We start from the raw sequence: 25,424 nt of genomic DNA on the forward strand, positions 1-25,424 counted from the left end.
TTTTTCTCACGATGAACGCTGTCTCTCCATCCGCCCCCGTCGGCCCCGGCGATCAGATCATCCTGGTGGACGGATCGTCGTTCATTTTCCGGGCCTACTTCCAGTCGATCAACCAGGACCAGAAGTACAACACCAGGCCCTCGGACGGGCTGCCCACGGGGGCGGTCCGGCTGTTCTGCACCAAGATCGCCCAGTTCGTTCAGGACGGGGCAGCGGGGATCAAGCCGACGCATCTGGCCATCGTGTTCGACAAGTCGGAGGGCTCGTTCCGCAAGGAGCTCTTCCCCGACTACAAGGGCCACCGCCCCGACGCGCCGGACGACCTCAAACGCCAGATGCCGCTGATGCGCGAGGCCGTGCGCGCCTTCGGCCTCCAACCCATTGAGCTGGAGCGCTACGAGGCCGACGACCTCATCGCCACCTATTCGCGCCAAGCCGAGGCGCGCGGGGCCGGCGTCATCATCGTTTCCTCAGACAAGGACCTGATGCAGCTGGTGGGGCCGCTGGTGCGGTTCTACGATTTCGAATCCGGCGTGAAGGGCAAGCCCGGGCATAGGCCCGAGCGCAACCTCGACCTCGACGCCATCATCGCCAAATGGGAAGGCCTGCAGCCGAACCAGATCGGTGACGCCCTGGCGCTCATCGGCGACACGTCCGACAACGTGCCCGGCGTGCCCGGCATCGGCCTCAAGACGGCCGCCGCCCTGATCAAGGAATACGGCAGCCTCGACGCGCTGCTGGAGCGGGCGGGCGAGATCAAGCAGCCCAAGCGCCGCGAGACCCTTCTTGCCAGTATCGATCAGGCGAAGCTCTCTCGGAGGCTGGTGGCGCTGGAAGAGAACGTGCCGCTCCCCATCGCCCTCGACGACCTGCGCCTGCCAGCGCCCGACCCCGAGAAGCTCGTCGGCTTCCTCAAGGCGATGGAGTTCAACACCCTGACCCGCCGCATCGCCTCGATGCTGCATGTGGACCCCGAGAAGGTGAAGCCCGATCCGGCCCTGCTGCCGGGGTCGGACGGCGCCGACGCGCCCCCGTTCGAGGCCGCGGCACAAGGCGGCGAGGTCGATCCCTTTGCCGACCTGAACCTGCCGGAAGGCGAAGCGAAGCCGCGCGGCCCCTCAGAACCGACGCCCTCCGGCCTCGTTGCCCTGCGCGCGGCCGAGGCGACGAACCCCATCGACACGACGGGTTACGAGACGATCACCAGCCTCGCTCAATTGGGGGCCTGGATCGCCGAGGCACGCGAGGCCGGAGTGGTGGCGGTGGATACCGAGACCGACTCCCTCGACGCGAACAACGCCGCCCTCGTCGGAGTCTCCCTGGCGGTGGCGCCGGGGCGGGCGGCCTATATCCCCCTCGCCCATCTGGAGCCGGTGGCGGCGTCCGAGGCGAGCGACCTGTTCGGCGATGCCAAGGCGGCCACGGGGCAGTTCAGCCAAGTCACGGGCCAGATCCCGATCGATGCCGCCCTGACGGCGCTGAAGCCGCTCCTCGAAGATCCGGGCGTCCTCAAGGTCGGCCAGAACATCAAGTACGACTGGCTGGTGTTCCGGCGTCAGACCGTCGCCATCGAGATCGCGCCGTTCGACGACACGATGCTGATCTCCTACGTGCTCGATGCCGGCAAGGGCGGGCACGGTATGGACGAACTCGCCCGCCGCCATCTCGGCCATCAGCCGATCACCTTCTCGGACGTGGCCGGCACCGGCAAGGCGAAGGTCACCTTCGACAGGGTGCCCCTGGACAAGGCCACCGCCTACGCCGCCGAGGATGCGGACGTGACCCTGCGCCTGTGGCGGATGATGAAGCCGCGCCTCGTCGCCGAGCGCCGGGTGACGGTCTACGAGACCCTGGAACGCCCCCTCATCCCGGTCATCGCCCGGATGGAAGCGGCGGGAATCCGCGTCGACCGCAACATGCTGAGCCGGCTCTCGGGTGATTTCTCGCAGATCCTCGTGCGATTGGAGGAAGAGATCCAGGAGGATGCCGGCGAGCGCTTCCAGGTCTCGTCGCCGAAGCAGATCGGCGACATCCTGTTCGGCAAGATGGGCCTGCCCGGCGCCAAGAAGACGCCGTCCGGCCAGTGGGCGACGCCCGCCACCCTGCTGGAGGAACTGGCTCAGGCCGGGCACGAACTGCCCAAAAAGATCTTGGAATGGCGCCAGCTCGCCAAGCTGAAATCCACCTACACGGATTCGCTGCAGCAGCATGCGGACCGCGAGACGGACCGGGTCCACACCTCGTTCTCGCTGGCGGCCACCACCACCGGCCGGCTCTCCTCCTCGGAGCCGAACCTGCAGAACATCCCGATCCGCACCGAGGAGGGCCGGCGCATCCGCCGTGCCTTCGTGGCGCCGGAGGGCAGGAAGCTCATCTCGGCCGATTACAGCCAGATCGAACTGCGCATCCTCGCCCACATCGCCGATATCCCGCAGCTGCGCCAAGCTTTCGAAGACGGTGTCGACATCCACGCGGCCACCGCCAGCGCCATGTTCGGCGTGCCCTTGAAGGACATGACCTCGGACCTGCGCCGGCGCGCCAAGACGATCAATTTCGGCATCATCTACGGCATCTCGGCTTTTGGGTTGGCCGACCGCCTCGGCATCGGCCGCGAGGAGGCCTCGGCCTTCATCAAGCAGTATTTCGAGCGCTTCCCCGGCATCCGCGCCTATATCGACGACACCAAGAAGCTCTGCCGCGACCTCGGCTACGTCACCACCCTGTTCGGCCGCGTCTGCCACTATCCGCAGATCCGCTCGAACAACCCGAACGAGCGGGCGAGCGTGGAGCGCCAGGCGATCAACGCCCCGATCCAGGGCTCGGCCGCCGACATCATCCGCCGGGCCATGGTCCGGATGGAGCAGGCGCTGCGGGCGGAAGAACTCAACGTGACCATGTTGCTGCAGGTGCACGACGAATTGGTGTTCGAAGCACCCGAGGACGAGGTGGAGAAGGCGCTGCCGGTGATCCGCCGGGTGATGGTCGAGGCGCCCTCTCCGGCGCTGACCCTGCGCGTGCCGCTGGTCGTGGAGGCGCAGGCGGCGGGGAATTGGGAGGAGGCGCATTGAACGTTGTGCGATGATTTCTTAAGACGCGCTTTGGATCCAACTATGACAAAAGATGTACGGAAGAAGAGGACTGAGTATATTTATGGAACAACGAAAAGCAAAGTGGATAGAATTACTGTATCTATAGACGAATGGTCAGGAGAAATATTTTTTGGCAATGAAATGGTAAATACGTATTCAGAAATATCTTATCATAGACCTAAGAAGCCTAAAATAATCACGCGAATTCCGCAAAAATCAGATCGCCTATCGTTCGAGTCTGATGCCGCGCTGCGAGAAAATTATGATGTCGTGTGCGCAATAGATACTAATACGATCTCACATCTCGGAAATACAGTCTCGGCGGTCGGAGTATTATTATTTAGATACCAACCACTACCAAGCAAAGAGGGGTTAGAGGACTTCTGGAAAACTGATACTGTATTTTGCGTCGAAATAACCAGACCAAAATTTGATCCAGAAAAGCTTGGGTGGGTCACGGCCTTAGAGATATTGCTTAGGGAAAATAAAATTCTCGATGGAGAGAGGGTAGGAGTTGTAACTGATCACGATTTAGGTAATATTAACGCGCTCAATTCCAGAGAAATACCTATATTAGAAGATATTTACATTCCGCAGCGAATGCAATTCATTTATGCAAGCGTTGATGTTGGAAAGGAAAATATCGCAAACCGAATGCTATCAGCGGCAGACTCTGTTGCAACGCAATGCTTAAATGCGCTAAAAGCCGGCATTCTACCTGCTAATCCTGCAGCATCTCAAAGCAAATATCACGAAGGGGTCAGGCGCTTAAATCCAAAAAATAGATCTTTTATTTCGGCATGATGAACAATTGCGTTCAAAGCTGCCTGATAGAATTAGGGAGGATATGCACTAGGAATAATTGCCGGTTTTGTTTAAGGCTGGAATTATTGCTGATGCACCACAGCCATGCCCTCCGCGCAGGAACCGCCAAGTTAACGAAACGTTCATGCCGGACGAAACGGTCTTTCAACCAAACGCCGTAAAGGCGTGTGAGGACAACCTCCGCCATGATCAACACCAAGCTTCTCGCCGCCCTCGGCTTCACCGTCGCGGCGATCACGACCCCGGCGCTCGCGCAGGAGCCCCTCGGTATCCGCGTCGCGCCCCAGTTCGACGCCAACGCCCCCGAGGCCCGGGATACTTCCTCGTTCCGCGCCGCCGCCCTGCGCTCGGATGCCGTCAGCATCGAGTCGAGCCGCATCGCCCTCGAGCGCTCGCGCAACCCGAACGTCCGCAACTACGCCAAGAACGTGCTGGTCGAGCGTGAGGCCACCACCAAGGCGCTGCTGCCCGAGGGCACCTCGCTGACCGCCGGCGGCACCGTCGTCTCCGACAGCCAGCCCTTCGAGACCCGCTTCGACAACCCGGTCGGCGTCGTCCTCGCCCCGGTAACGATCTCGGCCACCATCGCGTCACGGATCGTCGGCGGCGTGCTCGGTGGCGTCGGCCTCGTCGACAACACCCCCGGTGAGCCCGGCCGCCGCGTCGCCATCGGCCCGGACGGTCAGGCCCGGATCGACCGCCTGAAGAATGCCCGCACCGGCCGTGAATTCGACCGCACCTTCGTGCAGCAGCAGGCCCGTTCGGATGCCCGCACCCTCGGCCTCTACGAGTCCTACTCGCGCAACGGCGACAACGCCCAGGGCCGCGAATTCGCGAACCAGGCGCTGCCCTACATCGCCAACCAGCACGGCCACTCGGCCGTCCTCGCCGACCGTATCGGCGGCTGAGCCATCGCCCCGTGAAACAGGAAAGAGCCGCCCGGTGGGGCGGCCCTTTTCGTTTGCGCCCCCTCTCCCGCCTGCTCCGCAGGCACCCTCTCCCCTCTGCGGGAGAGGGTGCCTGCGGAGCAGGCGGGAGAGGGGGCGACCTCTCCGGAGATGGCGCTCCCCTCTCCCGACCCGCTTCGCGGGCCACCCTCCCCCGCATAGGGGGGAGGGAAAGCGTTCTGTCACACCGTCTGCTGGCCGACCTCGTCCTCGGGACGCGTACCCCGGCGTCGGCGGGCGCCGCGCTCCAGGAGCGACCGACCGATGGCACGGAACGGCGCGGTGAGGCGGCGGGCATCGTCGGCACGTTCCATGAAACGCTCGCCGTTGCGGATTTCCTTGTCGAGGCGGGCCATGGTGCGGGCGAGGGCCGGGTCGTCATCGTCGAGCCACACCTCGACGGTGCGGGCGAAGGCGATGACCACGCCCTGCAGCTTCAGCCGGCCCAGAGGCCCCTCGGTGTTGATGCCGGCCGCAGCCAGCATGAAGCGGTGCGAGTTCAGCGCCACGCCGTTCAGCGCGACGAGGGAGAGCGGATCGCCGCGCAGGGCGTAGGAGATCCGGCGCAGGGCGTCCTTGTAGGGGGTCATCGCATCGAGGCGGCGCATCAGCACGTCGAACAGACGCTCGCGGGTGGGCTCCTCGGCGAGGTCGGAGGAATCGCCTTCCAGCACCTTGCGGTCGATGATCCGCGAAAGGCCACCGAGCACCGCGCCCTTGGAGGGGAACAGGTCGCGGAATTCGGCGAGGGACAGGCCGGCCTCGCGGGCGATGTCGCCGATTTCGATGTCGTTCCAGGGCTGGACGGCGGCGAGCCGCATCAGCGCCTCGACGGCAGCCTCACGCGGGGAGTGCTGCGGGGCGGCGACGGCGATGTCCGTCCCAGCGGTCTCGTTGCCGCCGGTCTCATTACCGCCCTCGGGCTTCGCACCTGTGGTGTTTGCCATGGTCGTTCGATCCTCGTGTCTGTTCCCTATCATGTAGGTTGTGCAGGCGGATCGGTTAGGGGGCGGCTCAGCCGGAGAGCTCGCCTGCCCGCAGCTTCGCGGCGGCGACCGCTTCGCGCATCAGGTCCTGCACACCGCCCTCGCGCATCAGCACGGAGAGGGCCGCCGCGGTGGTGCCGCCCGGTGACGTCACGTCGCGCCTCAGCTGTCCCGCATCGTGAGGGCTGGTGGACAGGAGCGCCCCGGCCCCTGACACCGTGGCGCGGGCAAGCCGTGCCGACATGTCGGCCGGCAGCCCAGCCGCCACACCCGCCTCGGCCATCACCTCCGCCAGGAGGAAAACATAGGCCGGGCCGGAACCGGATAAAGCCGTCAGCGTGTCGATCAGCGCCTCGTCGTCGAGCCATTCCACAGCGCCGACGGCCTTGAGCAAGGCATCGGCCTGGTCGCGCTGATCCGGGGAGACGTTGGCATTCGCCACCGCGCCGGTGACCCCGCGGCCGATGCTCGCCGGAAGGTTCGGCATCGCCCGGACGATGGCGCGCGCGGAGGGCAGGCGGCCCTGCAGGTCGCCGATGGTCTTGCCCGCCAGGATAGAGACGACGAGCGTATGGGGTGCGATCATCCCATCGAGGAGGCCGGCCGCGCCCTCCAACCCCTGCGGCTTGATGGCGAGGATCAGCGCATCGTTGGCCGGGACGTCACTCGGGTTCAGGGCGATGCCATGGCTCTCGCAGAGCCTCACCATCTCGGGCGAGGCCTGCGGATCGACGACGCATGTCCTGGCGGCATCGAGTCCGCCCGCGAGCCAGCCCGCCAGCATCGCGCCACCCATCTTGCCCGCCCCAACCAGGGTGAGGGAGGCGGGCAGGGCGGAGGAAGATGGAATGCTCACGCCTCGCCTTCGGTCTCGAACAAGACCGCATCCAGGGATTCACGGGCGGACTTGCCCGCCCAGAGCACGAACTGGAACGCCTGATAGTAGCGCTCGCAGGCATCCACGGCGGATTTCAGCATCATCGCGCACTGGCTCTGGGTCGGCGCGGCACCGTCGGTGAGCAGCAGAGAATGCCGGAACATCACCACGCTGTCGGTGGACCACAGGTCGAAATGACCGACCCAGAGCTGCTCGTTGACGAGGGAGATGAGGGTGAGGATCTCGGTGCGGCGGTGAGCCGGCACCTTCAGGTCGAAGGCGCTGGCCACATGGAGGGCCTCCACATCCTCGATCCAGGTGAAGGCGACGTGATAGTCGGACCAGCGGCCGGCCACGGCCACCGACATCTCGTCGGTCTCGGCCCGGTCGAAGATCCAATCGCGAAGGGAAGCGAGCCGCTCGACGATGTCGAGGGGGTGCTCGTTCCGGTCGAGGCCTTCGATGTGAAGTTGGGTCATAGCGGTCCAGCTAGGCGTCCCGAAAGGGGCGCCGATAATGGTGAACGACAATCAATCCCCTTCCGGATTTCCCATCCCCAAGCTGAATCCGCGCACAGGCAAGACACAGCGTGATCGAGGGGAAGCTTAAGGGTCGAAGGTCGGGTCCGGGGGCGAAGCGAATCAGTGCCTCACTCACTATAGACCGTGGCGGACTCGCGTTTCAAAGCGCTCCCGATGACCGGTGAACAGGAAAGCGGATTTCCACCGTTCCTTCCTGTGCACAAGCTTAGACCGGACTCGGGGCCCGCGAATCAGACCGATGTCGCTGGCGGAGGCGGCGGCTCCTGCGTGCCGAGCCGGCCCTCCAGCACGGCGACGCGGGCTGCGAGAGCATCGTTCTGGGTGCGGAGAGCCGAGACCAGATCGCGCAGCACGTCCACCTCTTCGCGGGTGGCGATGTCCATGTCGCGGATCAGCCGCTCGATCTGCGCCTTGAACACGGTCTCCGCCTCACGCTTCACGCCCTGCGCCGCACCGGCGGCATCGGTCATGAGTCGGGCGAAATCGTCGAACAAGCGGTTGGAGCCGCGGCCCGCGCCGTCCTTAGAGCCTTGCATCGTCGTCTCCCGAGATCGAGGCCCGCGTCGGACATCGCGCCGGCACCTGAGGTAAGCAGATAAGAATCGAAGGCGTGCGAGGCAATCCGAAGGCAAGGCGCACGGCCGAGGAATTCGCGGTCCGGCCCGCCAAAACCACGTTCGATCCGCCACGATGGGACCGCAAACCGGTCGCCATGGTCACCGCCGATTCGACGGACCGGCAAGGATGCGCATGGTCACCCGACGCGATTATACCTTCGGCACAGCCGCCTGGGCTGCGGGACATCTTCTCGCCGGGGGGAGACCGGCGCTCGCCGCGGCTTCGTTTCCGGAGAATCTTGCCGACAGGTTCGCGCAGATCGAGGCGACGAGCGGCGGACGGCTCGGGATCGGTCTTCTCGATACCGGCAGTGGGACCCAGGCGGCGCATCGCGGGGCGGAGCGCTTCCCGATGTGCAGTACGTTCAAGGTTCTCGCGGCCGGTGCTGTGCTGGCGCGGATCGACCGGGGCGAGGACAGTCTCGACCGGCGGCTGCGTTACGCGGCGAGCGAGGTCGTGCCCTACTCGCCCATGAGCGGACCGAGGGCGGATGGCGAGGGCATGACCCTCGCCGAACTCTGCGAGGCCGCCGTTACGCTCAGCGACAACACTGCCGCCAACCTGCTCCTGGGGACGATGGGTGGCCCGGCCGGACTCACCGCCCAGATCCACGCGTTCGGCGACGCGACGACCCGCCTCGACCGTATCGAGCCGGATCTGAACGAGGCCGTGCCCGGCGACCCGCGTGACACCACCACGCCGCTGGCCATGGCCGAGACGCTCCGGCGCCTCGTCCTCGCGGACGCGCTCTCGCCCTCCTCGCGCGCCCTCCTCACCGCCTGGCTCGTGGGTTGCCGCACCGGCGATGCACGGCTACACGCCGGCCTGCCGAAGGACTGGCGCATCGGCGACAAGACCGGATCCGGCGAGAACGACACGGCCAACGACATTGCCGTGATCTGGCCGCCGCGCCGGGCTCCCCTCGTCCTGACGGTCTACCTGACCGGGGCGAAGACGTCGCCGGAGGCGCGTAGCGCCACCATCGCCTCGGTGGCCAGGGCCGTCGCCGCCGCCGCTGCGGAACGAGATGGCGGCTGACGCGCACCGATCCGTGTAAGCGTCCCTTAAGTGGTTGTCTGCCAAGGCTTAACCGACAAGCGGTGGCACCGAGACGAGGGCTCCGGCGCCGCTTTACCAGCGTGTCGGAGGGGAGAATGATGATCGAGGGCCTCAAGCACCGCATCCGCGCCGCGGGACGCCGGCCCCGATCGCTCAATGAGGCAACGCTTGCCGCACTTGCTTTTGGGATCGCCGCCTTGAGCACGTCCGCCAACCCGGCCTCCGCCGACGAGCGACCGCATTACGACGGCTTCCGTCAGGGCACGTATCTCTCCTACCTCAACGCGGGGGAGGATGGCGCCGAGATCACGCGCTCGCCGCGCCTCGGCCTGTCCTTCGGGGATGAGGTGCGCCCGGTCCTGATGGATACCGGCTCCACCGGCATCGTCGTCTCGGCGAGCCGGATCCCCGGCTTCGAGACGATGCCGTCGCGGCCCGGACGGCTCACCTACAGCAGTTCCGGGCGGATCATGATCGGACGCTGGGTGACGCTGCCCGTCACGCTCGTCGGCGGCAACGGGGCCAGCGTGACCACCTCACCGCTCCCCGTCCTGGCGGTCACCGAGATCGCGTGCACGAACAACGCCCGCGCCTGCACGCCGGAGACGATGCCGGGCCACGTGGCCATGTTGGGCATCGGCTTCGGACGGGAGGGCGACTCGCAGAGCCAGAGCACGCCCGACACCAACCCGCTCCTCAACCTCGCGCCTGACGGCAGGAGCCCCGCACGGCGCGGCTACGTGGTGACGCGGGACGGCATCCATGCGGGTCTCACCGGAGCCAATACGCGCGGCGACATCCGCTTCGTGAAGCTCGATCCCCACCCCGGCATTCCCGGCGAATGGCAGGGCGTCCCCGTCTGCATCACGGTGAACGGCCAGGCACCCGGCGCCTGCGGCCGGGCGCTCGTCGATACGGGCGTGTCGGTGATGTACCTGACCTTGCCGACAGGGGCCGTGGACGGTGCCGTCACTTCCGATGCCGACGGCCGGAGCCAGTTCCTGCCCGGTACCCGCCTCGGCTTCACCTTCCCCGGACGAGGCTCCGAACCGGCGGCGGCCTACGACATCGTCATCGGCGACGCGTCCCCGCTCTCGCCGGGCAAAGTGACCCTCAACACCCGTCGCCCGGAGCCCTTCGTCAATACCGGCCTGCGTTTTCTCAATGGCTTCGACGTGCTTTACGACGCCGATGGCGGCTATTTCGGGTTTCGCAGGCGGTAGAGCATAGTCGACGCAAGCGTCTTTGCGGTGACATTTGCCGAATGTGTCCCGGATACCGGACCGAAACAGACGTTTACAATTCTGATCTCGCTATCCCCTTCGAATCCCTCCGCCGAGGCGTCATAAACGGCCACCGGATGGACGAGACATGACGCAGACGAATTCCGCCACGCCCCATATCCTCGTAGTCGAGGACGACCGCGAGATCAGCGCCCTGGTGGCGCGCTACCTCCGCGCCAACGAATGCCGGGTGAGCCTCGCAGGGGACGGGCGCGAGATGGACAAGGCGCTGGCGGATGCGCGCGTCGACCTCATCGTGCTCGACCTGATGCTGCCGGGCGAGGACGGGTTGAGCCTGTGCCGGCGCCTGCGCGCGGGGTCCTCGATCCCGATCCTGATGCTCACCGCCAAGGCCGAGGAGATCGACCGGATCGTCGGGCTCGAGATCGGGGCGGACGATTACCTCGCCAAACCGTTCAACCCGCGCGAGCTTCTCGCCCGCATCCGCGCGATCCTGCGGCGGGGCGCGAGCGCCGAGGCTGCCGGCGACGATGGCGCCCGCCGGCTGCGCTTCCTCGACTGGACCCTCGACGTGTCCCTGCGTCAGCTCCTCAGCCCGGACGATGCCCGCATCACCATCACGGGGGCGGAATTCGACCTGCTGCACGTGCTCTGCCTGAGACCCGGCCGGGTGCTCTCGCGCGACCAGCTCCTCGACCTGACCCAGGGACGGGCCGCTGGCCCATACGAGCGGAGCATCGACGTTCTCATCAGCCGCATCCGCCAGAAGATCGAGGCCGACCCTCGCAACCCGGAGATCATCCGTACCATCCGCTCGGGCGGCTACCTGTTCACCCCGGCGGTGACGCGATCATGAGCGCAACCACGAAGGGCCGGTGGGGGCGCCTTCTCGGCTTTCCGCCCCGCAGTATCGCCGGCCAGATCGCGATGCTCAGCGTGGCCGCCATCGTCGTCAGCCATGCGGTCGCGACCCTGGCCTTCCTGATGCTGCGCGAACCCTGGAATCCGGACAATCATCCGGGCGTAGCCGCGACACGGCTGGCCACCATCGTTCGCCTGCTCGATGCCGCTCCGCCGGGGGATCGGCCGCGCCTGCTGCAGGATGCGGCACGCAGCCTGCCCGGCCTGCAGCTCGAAGCGGCCCCGCCGGAAACTCCCGCCCCCGGCACTCGGGACGGGCAGGCCGACCATCCCATAGTCCAGCGCATGCGCGACGGGTTCGGACGGCCCCTCACGATCACCGATCTCTCGTCTCCGGGGAAAGTGCCGGAGACGGCCAGTGGCATCCGGATCGGCATCACGACGCCGTCCGGTGCGAGCCTGCGCGCGACCCTGCCGGATGACGTCCGGTCTCCGTTCGGCCCCGGCCCGATCATCTTCACCTTCGTCCTCCTCGGCATCACCCTGTCGCTCATGTCGATCTGGGCGACGCGGGCCTTGACCGCACCGCTGGCGAAACTCGCCGAGGCCGCCGATGCCTTCGGCACGGGCATGAACCTCGTGGCTCTGCCCCGGAACGGGCCGAAGGAGGTGATGGCCGTGTCCCGCGCCCTCGACACGATGCGCGGCCGCGTCCGCCGCCTGATCGACGACCGAACCCAGATGCTGGCGGCGATCAGCCACGATCTGCGCACCCCGATCACCCGTTTGCGGCTGCGGGCCGAATTCATCGAGGACGATCACGCACGCACCATGACCCTGCGCGACCTCGACCAGATGAACGGGCTGGTGGACGCCGCCCTGTCCTTCGTCCGGGATGGTCAGGCCGGGGGCACCCAGACTCTCGTCGACCTCGCTTCCCTGGTCCAGACCGTGTGCGACGGCTTCGCAGATGTCGGCGCGGACGTGCGTGTGGAACAGACGCGGCACGTCCTCGTGCGCGGCCGGGCGGACGAGCTCCAGCGGGCCATCGTCAACCTCGTCGATAATGCGGTGAAGTATGGCGGCGCGGCGCGGCTGACGATGCACCCGTCGGATCAGGGCGTGGCTCTCGAAGTGTCCGATGACGGTCCCGGCATTCCGGAGGCCGAGCGCGACGCCATGGTGCAGCCTTTCGTACGCGGAGACCGGGCCCGGAATCTCAACGAGGCCAGCGGCTTCGGCCTCGGTCTGTCGATCGTTCTCGCCATCGTGGAGGGGCATGGCGGCCGGCTGACCCTGTCGAACAAGCCCCCCCACGGCCTCGTGGCCCGTATCGACCTGCCCCTCGCCGTCGCTCAGGGAGGGCAGCTGCGCGCGTCTCCATCGACGAACCCTGGGACCGTCGCCCCGGTCATTTCCTGATTTTGGCATTCGACTGTTTCGGAACGTGGGTTCGAAACATCGCGAAACTCTTGTGCCGGGCGCGGGAAAGGTCCGCTTAACCCTGGGTGTCGCTCTCTCGACACCCGTCGCGAGCTCCCCGCGACGGCATTCGACCGAGGCGACCGCGCCATGACATCTGTCAGTTCCACTCAGACCTCCGCCACGTTCCAGGCCCAGCGTCCGCCGCCGTCCAGAGGCAATCCGGTCGCGCAGGCCATCGCCAGCGAGGTCTCCACCGGCGGCATCAGCGCCACCGACGGCACCGCTCTCACCGACGCCCTCGATTCCATCGATTCGAGCCTCAAGAGCGAGAGCTCCAACGCGACCGGCAGAACGAGCACACGCCTCGACCCGTCGCAGATCGAGGACACGATCGGCAGCCTCATCGAGGATCAGGTCTCCAGCGGCGACCTCACCACCGATCAGGCCGAGACCCTGAAGACGCTGTTCGAAGCCAACGCGTCGGGCAGGGGAGGAGTTGGGGACGCAGGTGGCGCGGGCGCTCGACCAGCCGGCCCGCCGCCATCCGAGGTTGAGGCACAAGGCGCGTCATCCTCGACAGACATGTCGGCCGGCGTCAGCGAGCTTCTCGACAGCTTCATGACGACGCTCCAGGAATCGCAGACGAGTGCGTCCGGTTACGCCGCCTCCGGTGCCAAGGCGTCCGGCGCGAGCGCCAGCGCCCTGTTGTTCGACTTCAACACGTAAGGGCGGTCCCGCCCGGTGCCCGGCATCCACGCCCAGGCACCGGGGGGGCTACACGCCGGGGGTCTCCCTTAGAACTCCATGTCGAGTTCTTCGATCTCGTTGGGTTCGGCGGCGGCCGCCTCGCTCCATTCCACCATCAGGGGCCAGGCCAGGATGGTGTCGCGATAGGCCGCGACGTTGCGGGGCAGCGAGACGTCGTAGGTCTGGAACCGCGTGCAGACCGGCGCGAACATGGCGTCGGCGAGGCTCGGACGCGTGCCGAACAGGAACGGACCGCCGTAGCGCGCCAGGCAATCCTCGACGATGGTGATGACGCGCTCGATATCGCCCCTGGCTCCGTTGAAGATCTTGAAATGGGTGTGGCGGGCCTTGAGGTTCATCGGCAGGGCCGAGCGCAGGTTGATGAACCCTCCATGCATCTCGCCCGAGATCGAACGGCAGCGCGCCCGCGCCACCGGATCCTTCGGCAGGAAGCCCGCATCGGGGTAGGTCTCGTTGAGATACTGGGAGAGGGCCAGGGTATCCCAGACCTCGATCTCGCCATGGACGAGGCGGGGCACGAGGAAGGACGGGGACAGGTGTAGAAGCTCGGCCCGTGAGGATTCGTCGTCACCGGACAGGACCTCGACCTCGAAATCGAGACCGGCCATGCGGCAGACCAACCATCCCCGGAGCGACCAGGATGAGTAGTTCCGGCTCGAAATCGTGAGCGTGGCGACTGGCATGTCCATCCCCTGTCTTCTCATCCCCGACCGTCCATAAGGTTTTCGGCCCGAGCTGTGCAGGGGGCATCCAAGTCTCGTGCCGCATCGAACCGGCCTTCTCCGAAGGAGAAAAACCTTTCCTGTCTCGTCGATGGGACAGTGATGCATTCTCACAACATTTATTACAGATCGTACCTGCAGCCGATTGCGTTGCGCGCAACCGTGGCTCAGCCTAGCGGGCTGTGACGACCGTCGGAGGCGATCCCGGCGGTTGAGCACAACGAAGCGAATGACCCGCTATCCGATCGTTCGCGCAGGAGTTCGAGCGTCATGCTCTACGATGCCTTCGAAGTGCAGTCCGACCTTGCCCAGCGCACGCGCTCCTGGGGGAAGCTCGTCCACGACGCCGTGTCGCCCTGGGTCGGGTCGCGAAACGCGGCGCCGATGAATTGGTGGTCGGCCGGCGCCCGGATGATGATGCGCGCGGGCCTGACCTTCGCCCGCCCCGCCTTCGGCATCGACAGCGTCCGGGTCGGCAACCGCGAGGTGTCGGTGAGCGAGGAGGCGACGTTCTCGACCCCGTTCGGGACGCTTCTGCGCTTCAGGAAGGACATCGATTCCGAGCAGCCCAAGGTGCTCGTCGTCGCGCCGCTCTCGGGCCATTTCGCCACGTTGCTGCGCGGCACGGTGCGGACCCTGCTGGCCGACCACGACGTCTACATCACCGATTGGCATAATGCCCGCGACGTGCCGCTCGCCGACGGTCCGTTCGGGTTCGACGATTACGTGGATCACCTGGTGCAGTTCCTCGGCGTGATGGGCGAGGGCTCGCATGTGGTGGCGGTCTGTCAGCCGGCGGTCCAGGCGCTCGCCGCCGCCGCCGTCATGGCCCAGTCGAAAGACATCGCGCATCCGCGCAGCATGACGCTCATGGCCGGGCCGGTGGATTGCCGCATCAGCCCGACCTCGGTGAACAAGCTCGCCACCTCGAAGCCGATCGCGTGGTTCGAAAAGAACCTCATCGCCACGGTGCCCCAGCGTCATGCGGGGGCCGGCCGTCGGGTCTATCCCGGCTTCATACAGGTCTCGGCCTTCGTCTCGATGAATGCCAAGCGCCACCAGCAGAGCCATGCCGACCTGTTCTGGCATTTCGCCAACGGCGAGGCCGACAAGGCCAACCAGATCGAGACGTTCTACGACGAGTATTTTGCCGTCCTCGACCTCGCGGCCGAGTTCTACATCGAAACCGTCCAGACGGTGTTCCAAGATTACACCCTCGCCAAGAACGAACTGACCTATCGCGGAAATCCCATCGACATGCGGTCCATCCGCAAGACCGCGCTGATGACCGTGGAGGGCGAGCGCGACGATATCTGCGCCGTCGGGCAGACCATGGCGGCGCACGACCTGTGCGGCAGCCTCCCCCCGCACATGAAGAGCCACCACCTGCAGGCGGGCGTGGGTCATTACGGCGTCTTCACCGGCCGCAAGTGGGAGGGGCAGACCTACCCGCTCGTGCGCAACTTCATCCAATCGCACGCATGAGGATGCGGGTCCGGCTCAGGATTTAACCGAGAGCGGTTGGAACTCGTGTCCGCTTGGTGTATGAGCCTGCCCCAAGTGAGTTTTCAGCGTCGATTCGAGACCGTCACACACAGGTCCCTCCCTGGAGCGATCCAGGGTATGGGGCTATTGGCGGTTTGCCCTCGTCGGACAGGCGGGGGCGTTCGGAGAGGGCGCCGTCCGACAAACATACGTCTCTAAAGGATCAAGTCCGTTGCAGGTACTCGTTCGCGATAACAACGTCGACCAGGCACTCCGCGTTCTCAAGAAGAAGATGCAGCGCGAGGGCATCTTCCGCGAGATGAAGCAGCGCAAGGCCTACGAGAAGCCCTCCGTGCGCAAGGCTCGCGAGAAGGCCGAGGCCGTGCGCCGCGCCCGCAAGCAGGCCCGCAAGACCGCGATCCGTGAGGGCCTGATCGCCGCTCCGAAGCCGAAGCCCCGTTTCGGCGCCGGTGCGCCGCGTCGTCCGGGCGGTTCGCCTTTCGCTCCGAGCGCCGCTCCCTCGGCCAACGTCGCCTCGTAAGACCGACCGGCGGCCGATCCCGTATCGGCCCCGAACGCGGTTACTGGCGCTACCGTCCCATCTCTCAGAATGCCCGGGCGCCGATGCGTCCGGGCATTCTGTCGTTTCAGGCGATCCCCACGGCGGCGGAGGCGTGCTCGGCTTCCACCAGGACATCGAGGGCGCGCCAGGGCTTCTGCATGTAAATGGCCTGTTCGGGCAGGCGACCGGTGCTGCGCTCGTCGTAGCCCGAGGTCAGGACCATCCGAACATCGGGCCAGCGCTGCTCCACGGTCCGCGCCAGGGCGATGCCGTCCATGGCCCCGCCGAGGCGCACATCGGCGAACAGCAGGGCGACGTTCAGTCCCTTGCGCTCGAGAAAGCCGATGGCCGCCTCGGCGCTGTCACAGGCGATCACGTCGAGATCGGTTTCCTCGAGAATGGCTGCAGCGAGGTCGCGAACCGCCGCGTCGTCCTCAACCACGAGGGCAACGGGGCCGTCGATCTGGGCTGGCGATACGGTGTCGGCGGTCGAGTGGATGGTATGATTCATGAGGTCTCCTTCTTGGAATGGGGGCGGGCGCGATCGCGGCCCCGCAGGGCGTCATGCGCCCGGTCGATGATTCGATTGTTCGAAGGCTGCGCCGCCTGGCCGGGATCGGCAAGAGTGCCAGCCGCCGCCACGGCCATGCGCCTCTCGCTCCATAAAAAGCGGAACCGCCTCAAAGCGGGCTTGGTGGCAGCCTAAGATCCGAGAATGCACGAAATCGAGCGTCTCTGCACATCGTCTACGCAGACGCACAAGGTTCGGGCATACCGCAACGCATTAACGATCTGTTCACCGCAAAAGATCGAATGTTACAGTTCAACGACCGTCAAGCTGGATCATGGAACGGTTTCTGTTTCCCGATCCGGGGAGGGGTGCCGAAACAGGGGGTTGTTGCTCAGTCATGTGCCGCTTTCTCGCCTATAGCGGTGATCCGGTCTTCCTGACCGATCTCGTCTGCGCGCCGACGCACTCGCTGGTGCATCAGTCGCTGCACGCCACCGAGGCGAAGACGGAGACCAACGGCGACGGTTTCGGCATCGGCTGGTACGGCGAACGGACCGATCCGGGCCAGTATCGCGACGTCTGCCCGGCCTGGTCGGACGAGAACCTCGTCAACCTCTGCCAGCAAGTCCGCGCGCGGATGTTCTTCGCCCATGTCCGCGCCTCGACCGGCACGGCCACCACGCGGGCGAACTGCCATCCCTTCGCCCATGGCCGGCACCTGTTCATGCATAACGGCCAGATCGGCGGCTATCACCGCATCAAGCGGCGGATCGAGGCCCTGATCCCGGACGCGCTCTACGAAGCGCGGCGCGGCACCACCGATTCCGAGGCGATCTTCCTCCTGGCCCTGGCCAACGGCCTCGCCGAAGACCCGATCGGTGCCATGGCCGAAACCCTCTCGACGGTCCGCGACCTGATGCAGGCGGCCGGAATCACCGAGGCCCTGCGCTTCACCTCCGTCGTCACCGACGGCGAGACCCTGACGGCCTATCGCTGGGCCTGCGACGGCCGCCCGCCGAGCCTCTATTACCGCCAGACCGAAACCGGTCTCGTTGTGGTCTCCGAGCCCATCGACGATTGCAAGGAGGGCTGGATCGTGATCCCGCGCGGCGGCACGTTGCAGGCGACACGCAGCGGCACGGTGACGGTGAAGGGCGCCGACGAGGCGCGGGTCCGCATCGCCGCCTGAGACTGCTCCCGAGGGTTGCGGCATGGAGGGTTGCGGCGCTGGCGCGAAGGGCGGACAACCCATGCTCCTTCGAGAGCGTGAGCCGCCGATGACCGACACGGACGTGACCCTTCACATCGCCGGGGCCTGGACGCCCGGCTCCGACGCGGGGACGATCCCCGTCCTCAACCCCGCCACCGGCGACGCCATTGGCACCGTGGCGGTGGCGACGCGCAACGATCTCGACCGTGCCCTGGAGGCCGCCCGTCGCGGATTCGCCGAATGGCGCAGGGTCGCGGCCTTCGATCGCGCCAAGGTGATGCGGCGGGCCGCCGATCTGCTCCGTTCGCGCGTCGACGACATCGCCCGGACGATGACGCTGGAACAGGGCAAGCCGCTGGCCGAAGCGCGGGTGGAGACGCTTGCCGCCGCCGACGTCATCGACTGGTTCGCCGAGGAAGGGAAACGCGCCTACGGCCGCATCATCCCCGCCCGCGTGCCGGGTGTGAGCCAGATGGTTCTGCGCGAGCCGGTGGGCCCCGTCGCCGCCTTCACGCCCTGGAACTTCCCGATCAACCAGGCCGTCCGCAAGCTGTCGGCGGCGCTCTGCGCCGGCTGCTCGGTGATCCTGAAGGGGCCGGAAGATACGCCGGCGAGTTGCGCCGAACTCGTCCGCGCCTTCCTTGATGCCGGGGTGCCGGGTGACGTGCTGTCCCTGGTCTTCGGCGATCCGGCCGAGATCTCGTCCTACCTGATCCCGCATCCGGTCATCGCCAAGATCTCGTTCACCGGCTCCACTCCGGTGGGCAAGGAGCTCGCGGCTTTGGCCGGGCGCCACATGAAGCGCATCACCATGGAACTCGGGGGCCACGCCCCCGCCCTGGTCTTCGCCGATGCGGATGTGGAGAAGGCCGTCTCGGTGCTCGGCGCCAACAAATTCCGCAATGCCGGGCAGGTCTGCGTCGCGCCGACCCGCTTCCTCATCCACGATTCCGTCTACGACCGCTTCGTCGAGGGGTTCGTGGCGCATGCACAGGGCATCAGGGTCGGCGACGGCCTCGATCCCGAGACCCAGATGGGGCCGTTGATCCATGCCCGCCGGCGCGAGGCGATGGAATCCCTGGTGGCCGATGCCGTAGCGCAGGGCGCGGAGCTCCGCACCGGCGGCAAGCGCATCGGCAACCGCGGCCATTTCTTCGAACCGACCGTACTCACCGAGACCCCGCTCACCGCGCGGATCATGAACGAGGAGCCGTTCGGCCCCGTGGCCCTGGTCCAGCGCTTCTCCGACGACGAGGCCGCCTTCGCCGAGGCCAACCGGCTGCCCTATGGTCTCGCCGCCTACGCCTATACGCGCTCGGCCTCCCGCGCGACGGAGATCGCCGCCCGGGTCGAGAGCGGCATGCTCGGCATCAACCATCACGGCCTCGCCTTCCCCGAAACCCCATTCGGCGGCATCAAGGATTCCGGCTACGGCAGCGAGGGCGGCTCGGAAGCGATCGAGGCCTATCTGACGACGAAGTTCGTGAGCCAGGCGAGCGCCTGAGCGCCCGAGATCCCTGCAACCGGCTCTCGATCAGCCCAGCTTATCGAGAGCCGGTTCGAGTCTAGATTTTCCAGCCTACCGAAAGCCCGAAAGAGGTTTCCGCCAAGGCGATGTCGGCCTCGCCGCCGCCATAGGCAGCCGGGATCGAGCCTCTGCCCTTTACCGTGTTCTTGGGCGCGTGAAGGACATAGCCCGTCACCTCGATGCCCGTGCGAGTGGTCCACGTCGCGCCAGCGGTGATGTGATGGGTGACGACACCCGGTGCGAGGATGTTGAGCAGGGTTTCCGAGGATCGAACCGGATTCTGCGCATACCCGTAGCCGGCGCGCAGGGTCAGGCTTTCGTCCACCGCGTAACGCACACCGAGCTTGTAGACCGAAATGTCGCGCCAGCCGAAGCCGGGACCGTCACCCGCGCCGAAGGGTTTGCCGGTGAGCAGGGGGGCCAGCGGCGTCCCGATCGAGCGGATGTCGGCATATTCGATGCGCTTGAAATCGGCGGAGATCGTCAAGGCCTCGTTCGCCTTGACGGAAACGCCACCTCCCCATGAGGCCGGGACGTCAAACCCACCCTGCTGGGCGAACAGCCCCGCATACTTGTCGAACCGTTCGGTCAGGACTTTCGACTGGTAGAATGCGCCGAGATTCACGACCCCGAAATGGCCGAGATAACCGATGCGTACGCCCGCCCCGGTCGCCCAGTCCGTTCCCCGGTTGGTGAAATTCTCCGGGTCGGCCGACACTTGCGCGAACGGCTGAAGACCCGACGCCTTGAAGCTTTGAATCACCCCGAGCGGCGAGATGCCGATGCTTTGGCCGGGGGCCACTTCCGCGGCGAGGGTCGGCGCGATGAACATCTGCTTGATGTCGACCCCCGCATGGCCCGTCGTACCGAAGCTGGCGAAGGGATTGCGCTTGTAGACCGTGTTCATCCCGCCGTTGCCGTAGACGGCGATGCCGAGGGAAATCTTGTCGGACAAGGGCCGGACATAGCCGAAATCGGGTAGGAGGGAAGGATTGAGGCCGTTGCCGCTATAATCGCCGTTCAGCCCCACGCGGTTGCCGGTAATCCTGGCGGTACGATCCGGCACGAAGATCTCCGCGCCGAAATCGACACGGTGGCCCAAGTCGGTCGCGGCGGCGGGATTGGCCGCGATGGACAACGCGTCCTGTGGGTCGGCGATGGCCGCCCCCGCCTGGCCCTTGGCCTTCCCGCCCACGCCGTTCAGGAAATAGCCATCCGTGGCGTAAGCGGCGGCCGGCATCAGCGCGCCAGCCACCAGGGCAGCACGAAACAGGGTCTTATGCATGTATCTTACCTGGTTATTCTGGATACGAATGGCCATCCCGGCGATCTAATCACGCAGAGACTCGATCCTATTTGCAGTTTTATACTATGTTATCAAGCATAAATCGAAATTAAGACTATAGCTATTGCCTGACTATCCGCCTGTAGGGTATTTTGTCTGTGCTGTAGCGTTATGGAGGTCAACCTGTTCGCGGCATCGGCGAGGCGCGTCGAATGTCCATGGAGGCACGCCGGCTTCTGGCTGTGATTTCGTCCTCCGACCGAACGCCGCGCACTGGCTGAACCCTGCTGGCCGAAAGCGGCGGCGCGCGGCTCAAGAACGAGGAGCCGTTCGGCACCGTGGCCCTGGTCCAGCGCTTTTCCGACGACGAGGCGGCCTTCGCCGAGGCCAACCGGCTGCCCTATGGTCTGGCCGCTTACGCCTATACGCGCTCGGCTTCCCGCGCGACGGAGATCGCCGCTCGGGTCGAGAGCGGCATGCTCGGCATCAACCATCACGGCCTCGCCTTCCCAGAAACTCCCTTCGGCGGCATCAAGGATTCCGGCTACGGCAGCGAGGGCGGCTCGGAGGCGATCGAGGCCTATCTGACGACGAAGTTCGTGAGCCAGGCGAGCGCCTGAACACCCGCATTCGGTAGGCTCGACACGCAAAACGCTCCATGGGGCAGACCCCATGGAGCGCTGATGCACGCCTTTGCTCCGGCCCCGCTCACGGGAGCGGCCTTAGCGGGTCGCGGGGTCGACGATCTCGGCGACGATGCGCCGGGTCGCGGGAGCACGCGAGGTCAGGGACGGCGTGGTGGTCAGCTCGGAGGCCGGACGCACGGCGGCCGTGACGCGGGCCTGCTCCCGATAGAGCGTGGGGGTGACGGTGATGCGCTCGTCGGCGGTCGCGGTACCGACCAGGGTGGCGGAGGCGAGAGCGGCGAGGACAAGGCTACGAACGGTCATAATATTGATCCCTCTGATGTTTCGGGGCCGATGCCCCGTTTCGTGAGACCGATATATTTTGCGGCGCACCATTCATCAAACAGATAGTATCGATATCCGGTATCGACCGTATCAATGCGATGCTTCCAATTGGACCGTGCGGCCGTTTACGTCTCCAGCCGTTTCGATCCGCATACGTCGCTCGAAAGCGTGAGACAGGATGGGATGTCTCACCCTGTCTCGTCATCGGCTGGGCTTGTCACTTCACCAAGGGTTTGAGACCTAAGTCCCGAAGCCGAGGCGCCTCTGATCGGCAGCCGATGGACGCCGACCGCCAGCGATGAGGCGGAGCTTCGACGTCGTTCTCAGCCCTGCCGTCAGTAGCGGGGGGCATCGACGCGTGCACCCCAGATATTGAGCGTGCGGATCGACGGCTTAGACGGAGCGTCCACGGTCTCTGCGCTCGCCTTGGCCGATGCGTAGGACCGCTTCGGCGCAATGAAATCGGTGTTCGGCGATTTGGTGGCTGGTGCGGTCACTGTCGCTTGGGTACCGGGGACAGTGAAGCGATGCCCCCAGGCGTCGAACGACCTCGCCGGCTCGGCCTTGGCAGGAACGATGGCGGCGACGACGAGTGTGAGGATGGCGCCGGTGATGAAGGTGGAGCGAGTGGTCATGATACGACGTCCTGTTCGGTGAGCGTTCGTCGGGGGAGGTTTCCGATGACCCGACGCTTCGGCCCGTTGCAATAACGTTGATATAAACGTAGCGTCGCAGCCTGCGGTGCGCGTCCGCACATAGGTTGATACCAATCATATTCGGAGAAGGTCTCGTTTGGCAGGGGCTGTACAAAACCCGCAGGGCCATTATCTCGTTGGTATCAACACTCCGGGGGAATTTCGTATGGCCGGACATCCGGTCCTCACTCCAAAGATCGCGGCCGGGGTCGAACAAGCCTGCTTCAGCTTCGCGGCTCAGAAGGCGGCGCGCGCCATTGGCCGGCGCTATGACGCGGCGCTCCGCCCGACCGGCCTCTCGAACTGGCAGTTTACGCTGCTGATGATGCTCGTCCGAGACGAGGCTCCGACCATCGGCGTGCTGGCACAGGCCCTAGCGATGGATCGCACGACCATCACCGCCAACGTGAAGCCCCTGGAACGACGCGGGCTGCTAAGAATCGAGGCCGATGCGGACGACAGGCGCGTCAGACGCATCCTGCTTACCGACGAAGGTCGCACCGTCCTGGCACAGGCGTACCCGCTCTGGGAGAAGGCGCAAGCCGCTTGCGCCGAACATCTCGGCGCGATCGATCAGACCATTTACCGTGCCGCCGTGGCCGCGCTGACGATGTGACCCGGCCCGGCAGGGCATTCGGGGCCTATCGCGCCCGGAGATCTTGCCACTTTGCTCGAAACATTCGCGAGGTGCGAGAAACCGGTGCTCCTCAGTAACGCACCGTCGCCCGCACGCCGAACACCGCGGCATTCTTGATCCGGGCGCCATCGGGATCGCGCGGATTGGGCACGCCGCCGCCCGGGCGAAAGATGTACTGGATGTCCGGCTGAACCGTCACGCCAGGTCCGAGGACGGCCTGATAGGTCGCCTCGATCACGGCCTCGCTGCTCCGACGGGGTCCACTCGCGCCGCCGAAGCGGATCACATCTGTGTCGAACCCGCGGGCACTGTCCGAGATGCGGGCCAGGGCGAAGGCGACGCCGATCGTGTCGTCGGACCGTCCCTTGAACAAGCCCTTATAGGCAATGCCCATATCGGCGTAGAAATCCACGATGTTGCGGTCGGAGGGCGAACCGGACAGGCGCAGGAACACACTGGCACCGTCATTCGGGTCATCGGGCTCGCGGTAGATGGTCTGGTCGATGATGCCGTAGAGGCCGCTATCGCCGCGAAAGCGCCGGGCGATGCCGGTGGTGGACGGATCGGCCAGCGAGCGCCCGGCCTCGTCGAAACGCTGGCTGTCGAACCGGCCAAAATGATGCCAGCCCCCCAGCGTCACCGTGCCGGGATCGCCCTCATCACCTTGCGCGATGTTGTACGCATAGGCGGCCTCCGCGATGACGAGGGCGGGGTCGCTGGTGCGGAAATTCGTGCCGGTGCGGTTGCGGCGCTGAGGATCGAGATCGCTGGGGTAAGGCCCTGCCGGATCGCCGTCGAAGACGCCGACCTGCAGCGAGAAATTCTGGTTCGGGACGTATTTCGCCCGGATCGCCGGCACCGCCAGCGGGTAGATCGGACCGCCGCTCGGCAGCACCTCCGCCATGATGTTGGGCCAGCCGAAGGTGGAATTGATGAACAGCGTGCCGGTCTGAGTCACGGCGAATTCGGTATCGGCAGCGATCTGACCGACCTTCAATCCGAACTGTCCGTCGAACAGCTTCTGTTCCAGCCAGATTTCGTAGAGCCGCGAAGAGGGCAGTGCCTCGATGGCGCTCACGGTGATGAAGTTGTTGACGTAGTAGCGCGACAGGCCGGTGCCGTGGATGAGGTAGAGATTGGTGTGGAAGGTCGCCCCTTGCCAACCTGCCAGCTTCTCGAGGTCGGCATCGAACTGGATATCCAGGCGCCCTTCGACGATCGCACCGCGCCGTACACCGCCCGTCGCGTTGCCGAAGCTCTCGCCGATATAGGTGAGGCTGTACTCGATGCCTTTGGTCTTCAGAAAGGAACGCAGGCCATAGGGGTCGCCATACGGGCCGAGCTGGTCCTGTATCGAGGTGTTGAGGTTGGCCGAAGGCTTGGCCGAGGTCACCGACTGCGCCACCGACGTCTGCGGATCGCCGCCGGCGCCGCGCGGTGAGCCGATATCGAGCCCCTCCAGCGCCAGACGCGCCTGCCGTGCCGCAATCTCGGCAGCGGTCTGGGCGTGGGCGCCAGACACGGCAAGGCCGGACATCAGGGCTGCGACGGTCGCAAGAGGAAACGAGCGGAGCATCATTCCTCGGAAAAGCGTGTCCCAGGGCGACCGACCCCCGCTCGCGCTCTATCATGCAGAGCGTGACAGAGCTGTAACCGATACGAGGGAGCGATGTGGCCGCAGGAATTCCCTATCCCGGTGTGTCGCGCTTCCCACATCCGCTTCAGAGTAGTGCTCTGTGAGGAGCGCCTTACTTGCCGGTCCAGTTCGGCGGGCGCTTGGCCAGGAACGCCTCCATGCCCTCGCGGAAATCGGCGCTCGTGTAGCACATGAGGATGAGATCGTCGTCGGGCCGTTCCGATGCCTCCTCCTCGGCGGCGAGGCGGCGCAGACCTTCCTTCGTGGCGCGTAGGGTCAGCGGTGCATGGCCGGCAAGCTGCGTCGCGAGTTCCGTCGCCCTGGCGGCGAGAGCGGCGGCATCTTCCACGACTTCGCCGACGAGACCGGCCGAAAGCGCCTCCTCCGCGCCGAACAACCGAGCGGTGAAGATCATGTCCTTCACCCGTGCGGGACCGATGAGGCCGGACAGGCGCTGAAGGTTCGACATGGACAGGCAATTGCCGAGCGTCCGCGCAATGGGAAAGCCGAACCGGGCATCGCGTGTGGCGATGCGTAGGTCGCAGGAAGCCGCGATGGCGGCACCGCCGCCGGTACAAGCGCCGGCGACAGCGGCGATGACCGGCACGCGCAGACGCTCGAGCGTGCCGAGGACCTTGTCCATGAAGCGCTCGTATCCAAGGGCGTCCTCCGGGCTGGAGAAGTCCCGGAACTGGGCGATATCGGTGCCGGCGGCGAAGGCCTTCTCACCGGCGCCGGTAATGACGAGAACCTTGATCCGTTCGTCCGCCTCGATCCGTCCGCACAGGTCGATGAGGCCCTGATACATCGCGAAGGTCAGGGCGTTTCGTGCCTGTGGCCGGTTGAGGACGATGCGGGCGATGCCGGCATCGTCGGTTTCGAACAGGATCTCGTCGGTGGCGCTCATGCGGGGTTCCCATGCCGGACCGGCCGTTCATCGG

General features: G+C 65.8%; 25 protein-coding genes and 1 pseudogene. 14 read left to right on the top strand and 12 right to left on the bottom strand.

All coding sequences use genetic code 11. The features are described 5' to 3' along the window. Nucleotides 1-11 precede the first annotated feature (11 nt). The 3 genes from polA to ACYQR9_RS06305 all read left to right on the top strand — a co-directional run bounded on the left by polA (nt 12) and on the right by ACYQR9_RS06305 (nt 4,822). Nucleotides 12-3,068 carry a DNA polymerase I gene (gene polA, locus ACYQR9_RS06295; protein WP_461229057.1) on the top strand — a complete coding sequence of 1,019 codons (3,057 nt, stop codon included), beginning with the start codon at nt 12-14 and terminating at the stop codon, nt 3,066-3,068. Between the two features lie 42 nt (nt 3,069-3,110). Continuing rightward, entirely contained in the window at nt 3,111-3,893 is a 783-nt protein-coding gene (locus ACYQR9_RS06300) for a hypothetical protein (RefSeq protein WP_461229058.1), read from the top strand. 206 nt (nt 3,894-4,099) lie between these two features. Next, on the top strand, nt 4,100-4,822 hold the full coding sequence (locus tag ACYQR9_RS06305) for a DUF4142 domain-containing protein (protein ID WP_207410961.1): 723 nt from the start codon (nt 4,100-4,102) through the stop codon (nt 4,820-4,822). Nucleotides 4,823-5,043: 221 nt separating this feature from the next. Here ACYQR9_RS06305 and ACYQR9_RS06310 read toward each other — a convergent pair whose 3' ends face one another. From ACYQR9_RS06310 to ACYQR9_RS06325, 4 genes are all read right to left on the bottom strand, one after another. Continuing rightward, entirely contained in the window at nt 5,044-5,808 is a 765-nt protein-coding gene (locus ACYQR9_RS06310; protein WP_207410962.1) for a TetR/AcrR family transcriptional regulator, read from the bottom strand. Nucleotides 5,809-5,875: 67 nt separating this feature from the next. Beyond that, nucleotides 5,876-6,703: a pyrroline-5-carboxylate reductase gene (gene proC, locus ACYQR9_RS06315; protein WP_461229059.1), complete on the bottom strand. Its 828-nt coding sequence runs from the start codon at nt 6,701-6,703 to the stop codon at nt 5,876-5,878. After that, nucleotides 6,700-7,203: a type III secretion system chaperone family protein gene (locus ACYQR9_RS06320; RefSeq protein ID WP_018045511.1), complete on the bottom strand. Its 504-nt coding sequence runs from the start codon at nt 7,201-7,203 to the stop codon at nt 6,700-6,702. Before ACYQR9_RS06320 ends, proC begins: the two co-directional genes overlap by 4 nt. Nucleotides 7,204-7,496: 293 nt before the next feature. After that, the gene (locus tag ACYQR9_RS06325; RefSeq protein WP_311275941.1) at nt 7,497-7,802 is read right to left on the bottom strand and encodes an accessory factor UbiK family protein; all 306 of its coding nucleotides are present in this window, start codon (nt 7,800-7,802) and stop codon (nt 7,497-7,499) included. A gap of 214 nt (nt 7,803-8,016) precedes the next feature. Here ACYQR9_RS06325 and bla point away from each other — a divergent pair, with 214 nt between their 5' ends. The 5 genes from bla to ACYQR9_RS06350 all read left to right on the top strand — a co-directional run bounded on the left by bla (nt 8,017) and on the right by ACYQR9_RS06350 (nt 13,199). Further along, the gene (gene bla / locus ACYQR9_RS06330; protein WP_461229060.1) at nt 8,017-8,922 is read left to right on the top strand and encodes a class A beta-lactamase; all 906 of its coding nucleotides are present in this window, start codon (nt 8,017-8,019) and stop codon (nt 8,920-8,922) included. A 116-nt stretch (nt 8,923-9,038) separates the two neighbouring features. Continuing rightward, nucleotides 9,039-10,166 (top strand): hypothetical protein, encoded by a 1,128-nt coding sequence (locus tag ACYQR9_RS06335; RefSeq protein WP_461229061.1) that lies wholly within the window; start codon nt 9,039-9,041, stop codon nt 10,164-10,166. Nucleotides 10,167-10,314: 148 nt separating this feature from the next. Then, the gene (locus tag ACYQR9_RS06340; RefSeq protein ID WP_207410965.1) at nt 10,315-11,043 is read left to right on the top strand and encodes a response regulator; all 729 of its coding nucleotides are present in this window, start codon (nt 10,315-10,317) and stop codon (nt 11,041-11,043) included. Further along, entirely contained in the window at nt 11,040-12,470 is a 1,431-nt protein-coding gene (locus ACYQR9_RS06345; protein WP_461229062.1) for an ATP-binding protein, read from the top strand. The genes ACYQR9_RS06340 and ACYQR9_RS06345 overlap by 4 nt, the downstream gene beginning before the upstream one ends. A 150-nt stretch (nt 12,471-12,620) precedes the next feature. Then, entirely contained in the window at nt 12,621-13,199 is a 579-nt protein-coding gene (locus ACYQR9_RS06350) for a hypothetical protein (RefSeq protein ID WP_056428160.1), read from the top strand. 68 nt (nt 13,200-13,267) lie between these two features. On the opposite strand, the gene ACYQR9_RS06355 is transcribed toward ACYQR9_RS06350, so the two are convergent. Beyond that, nucleotides 13,268-13,924: a glutathione S-transferase family protein gene (locus ACYQR9_RS06355; RefSeq protein WP_461229063.1), complete on the bottom strand. Its 657-nt coding sequence runs from the start codon at nt 13,922-13,924 to the stop codon at nt 13,268-13,270. Nucleotides 13,925-14,233: 309 nt separating this feature from the next. Here ACYQR9_RS06355 and ACYQR9_RS06360 point away from each other — a divergent pair, with 309 nt between their 5' ends. Together ACYQR9_RS06360 and rpsU are read left to right on the top strand one after the other, a co-directional pair. Continuing rightward, nucleotides 14,234-15,448, top strand: a complete 1,215-nt coding sequence (locus ACYQR9_RS06360) for a polyhydroxyalkanoate depolymerase (RefSeq protein WP_461229064.1) — start codon at nt 14,234-14,236, stop codon at nt 15,446-15,448. A gap of 232 nt (nt 15,449-15,680) precedes the next feature. Then, complete coding sequence (rpsU, locus tag ACYQR9_RS06365) at nt 15,681-15,989, top strand: 30S ribosomal protein S21 (protein ID WP_056428151.1); 309 nt, start codon at nt 15,681-15,683, stop codon at nt 15,987-15,989. A 106-nt stretch (nt 15,990-16,095) separates the two neighbouring features. Here the strand turns inward: rpsU and ACYQR9_RS06370 are convergent, their stop codons facing one another. Both ACYQR9_RS06370 and ACYQR9_RS06375 read right to left on the bottom strand, forming a co-directional pair. Further along, nucleotides 16,096-16,521 (bottom strand): response regulator, encoded by a 426-nt coding sequence (locus ACYQR9_RS06370; RefSeq protein ID WP_461229065.1) that lies wholly within the window; start codon nt 16,519-16,521, stop codon nt 16,096-16,098. Then, nucleotides 16,518-16,658, bottom strand: a complete 141-nt coding sequence (locus tag ACYQR9_RS06375) for a hypothetical protein (protein WP_207410968.1) — start codon at nt 16,656-16,658, stop codon at nt 16,518-16,520. Before ACYQR9_RS06375 ends, ACYQR9_RS06370 begins: the two co-directional genes overlap by 4 nt. 260 nt (nt 16,659-16,918) lie before the next feature. Between ACYQR9_RS06375 and ACYQR9_RS06380 the strand changes: the two genes are divergently transcribed. Together ACYQR9_RS06380 and ACYQR9_RS06385 are read left to right on the top strand one after the other, a co-directional pair. Continuing rightward, complete coding sequence (locus tag ACYQR9_RS06380) at nt 16,919-17,710, top strand: class II glutamine amidotransferase (RefSeq protein ID WP_461229066.1); 792 nt, start codon at nt 16,919-16,921, stop codon at nt 17,708-17,710. A gap of 88 nt (nt 17,711-17,798) precedes the next feature. After that, entirely contained in the window at nt 17,799-19,235 is a 1,437-nt protein-coding gene (locus tag ACYQR9_RS06385; protein ID WP_461229067.1) for an NAD-dependent succinate-semialdehyde dehydrogenase, read from the top strand. Between the two features lie 61 nt (nt 19,236-19,296). On the opposite strand, the gene ACYQR9_RS06390 is transcribed toward ACYQR9_RS06385, so the two are convergent. Then, nucleotides 19,297-20,544, bottom strand: coding sequence for an OmpP1/FadL family transporter (locus tag ACYQR9_RS06390; protein WP_461229068.1), 1,248 nt, complete (start codon nt 20,542-20,544; stop codon nt 19,297-19,299). Between the two features lie 305 nt (nt 20,545-20,849). On the opposite strand from ACYQR9_RS06390, the pseudogene ACYQR9_RS06395 reads away from it, so the two are divergent. After that, nucleotides 20,850-21,164: pseudogene (locus tag ACYQR9_RS06395) on the top strand (aldehyde dehydrogenase family protein); the annotation flags it as partial. Between the two features lie 102 nt (nt 21,165-21,266). Here ACYQR9_RS06395 and ACYQR9_RS06400 read toward each other — a convergent pair. Both ACYQR9_RS06400 and ACYQR9_RS06405 read right to left on the bottom strand, forming a co-directional pair. Then, complete coding sequence (locus ACYQR9_RS06400) at nt 21,267-21,494, bottom strand: hypothetical protein (RefSeq protein WP_082470407.1); 228 nt, start codon at nt 21,492-21,494, stop codon at nt 21,267-21,269. Nucleotides 21,495-21,850: 356 nt separating this feature from the next. Beyond that, nucleotides 21,851-22,150 carry a hypothetical protein gene (locus tag ACYQR9_RS06405; RefSeq protein ID WP_461229069.1) on the bottom strand — a complete coding sequence of 100 codons (300 nt, stop codon included), beginning with the start codon at nt 22,148-22,150 and terminating at the stop codon, nt 21,851-21,853. Nucleotides 22,151-22,376: 226 nt separating this feature from the next. Between ACYQR9_RS06405 and ACYQR9_RS06410 the strand changes: the two genes are divergently transcribed. Beyond that, complete coding sequence (locus ACYQR9_RS06410; RefSeq protein ID WP_056428138.1) at nt 22,377-22,826, top strand: MarR family winged helix-turn-helix transcriptional regulator; 450 nt, start codon at nt 22,377-22,379, stop codon at nt 22,824-22,826. A gap of 91 nt (nt 22,827-22,917) precedes the next feature. Here the strand turns inward: ACYQR9_RS06410 and ACYQR9_RS06415 are convergent, their stop codons facing one another. Next, nucleotides 22,918-24,426: a carbohydrate porin gene (locus tag ACYQR9_RS06415; RefSeq protein WP_200919100.1), complete on the bottom strand. Its 1,509-nt coding sequence runs from the start codon at nt 24,424-24,426 to the stop codon at nt 22,918-22,920. A gap of 169 nt (nt 24,427-24,595) precedes the next feature. Continuing rightward, nucleotides 24,596-25,390, bottom strand: coding sequence for an enoyl-CoA hydratase/isomerase family protein (locus ACYQR9_RS06420; RefSeq protein WP_419953582.1), 795 nt, complete (start codon nt 25,388-25,390; stop codon nt 24,596-24,598). Nucleotides 25,391-25,424: the final 34 nt, after the last annotated feature.

The sequence above is a fragment of the Methylobacterium sp. CM6241 genome, from assembly GCF_054817845.1.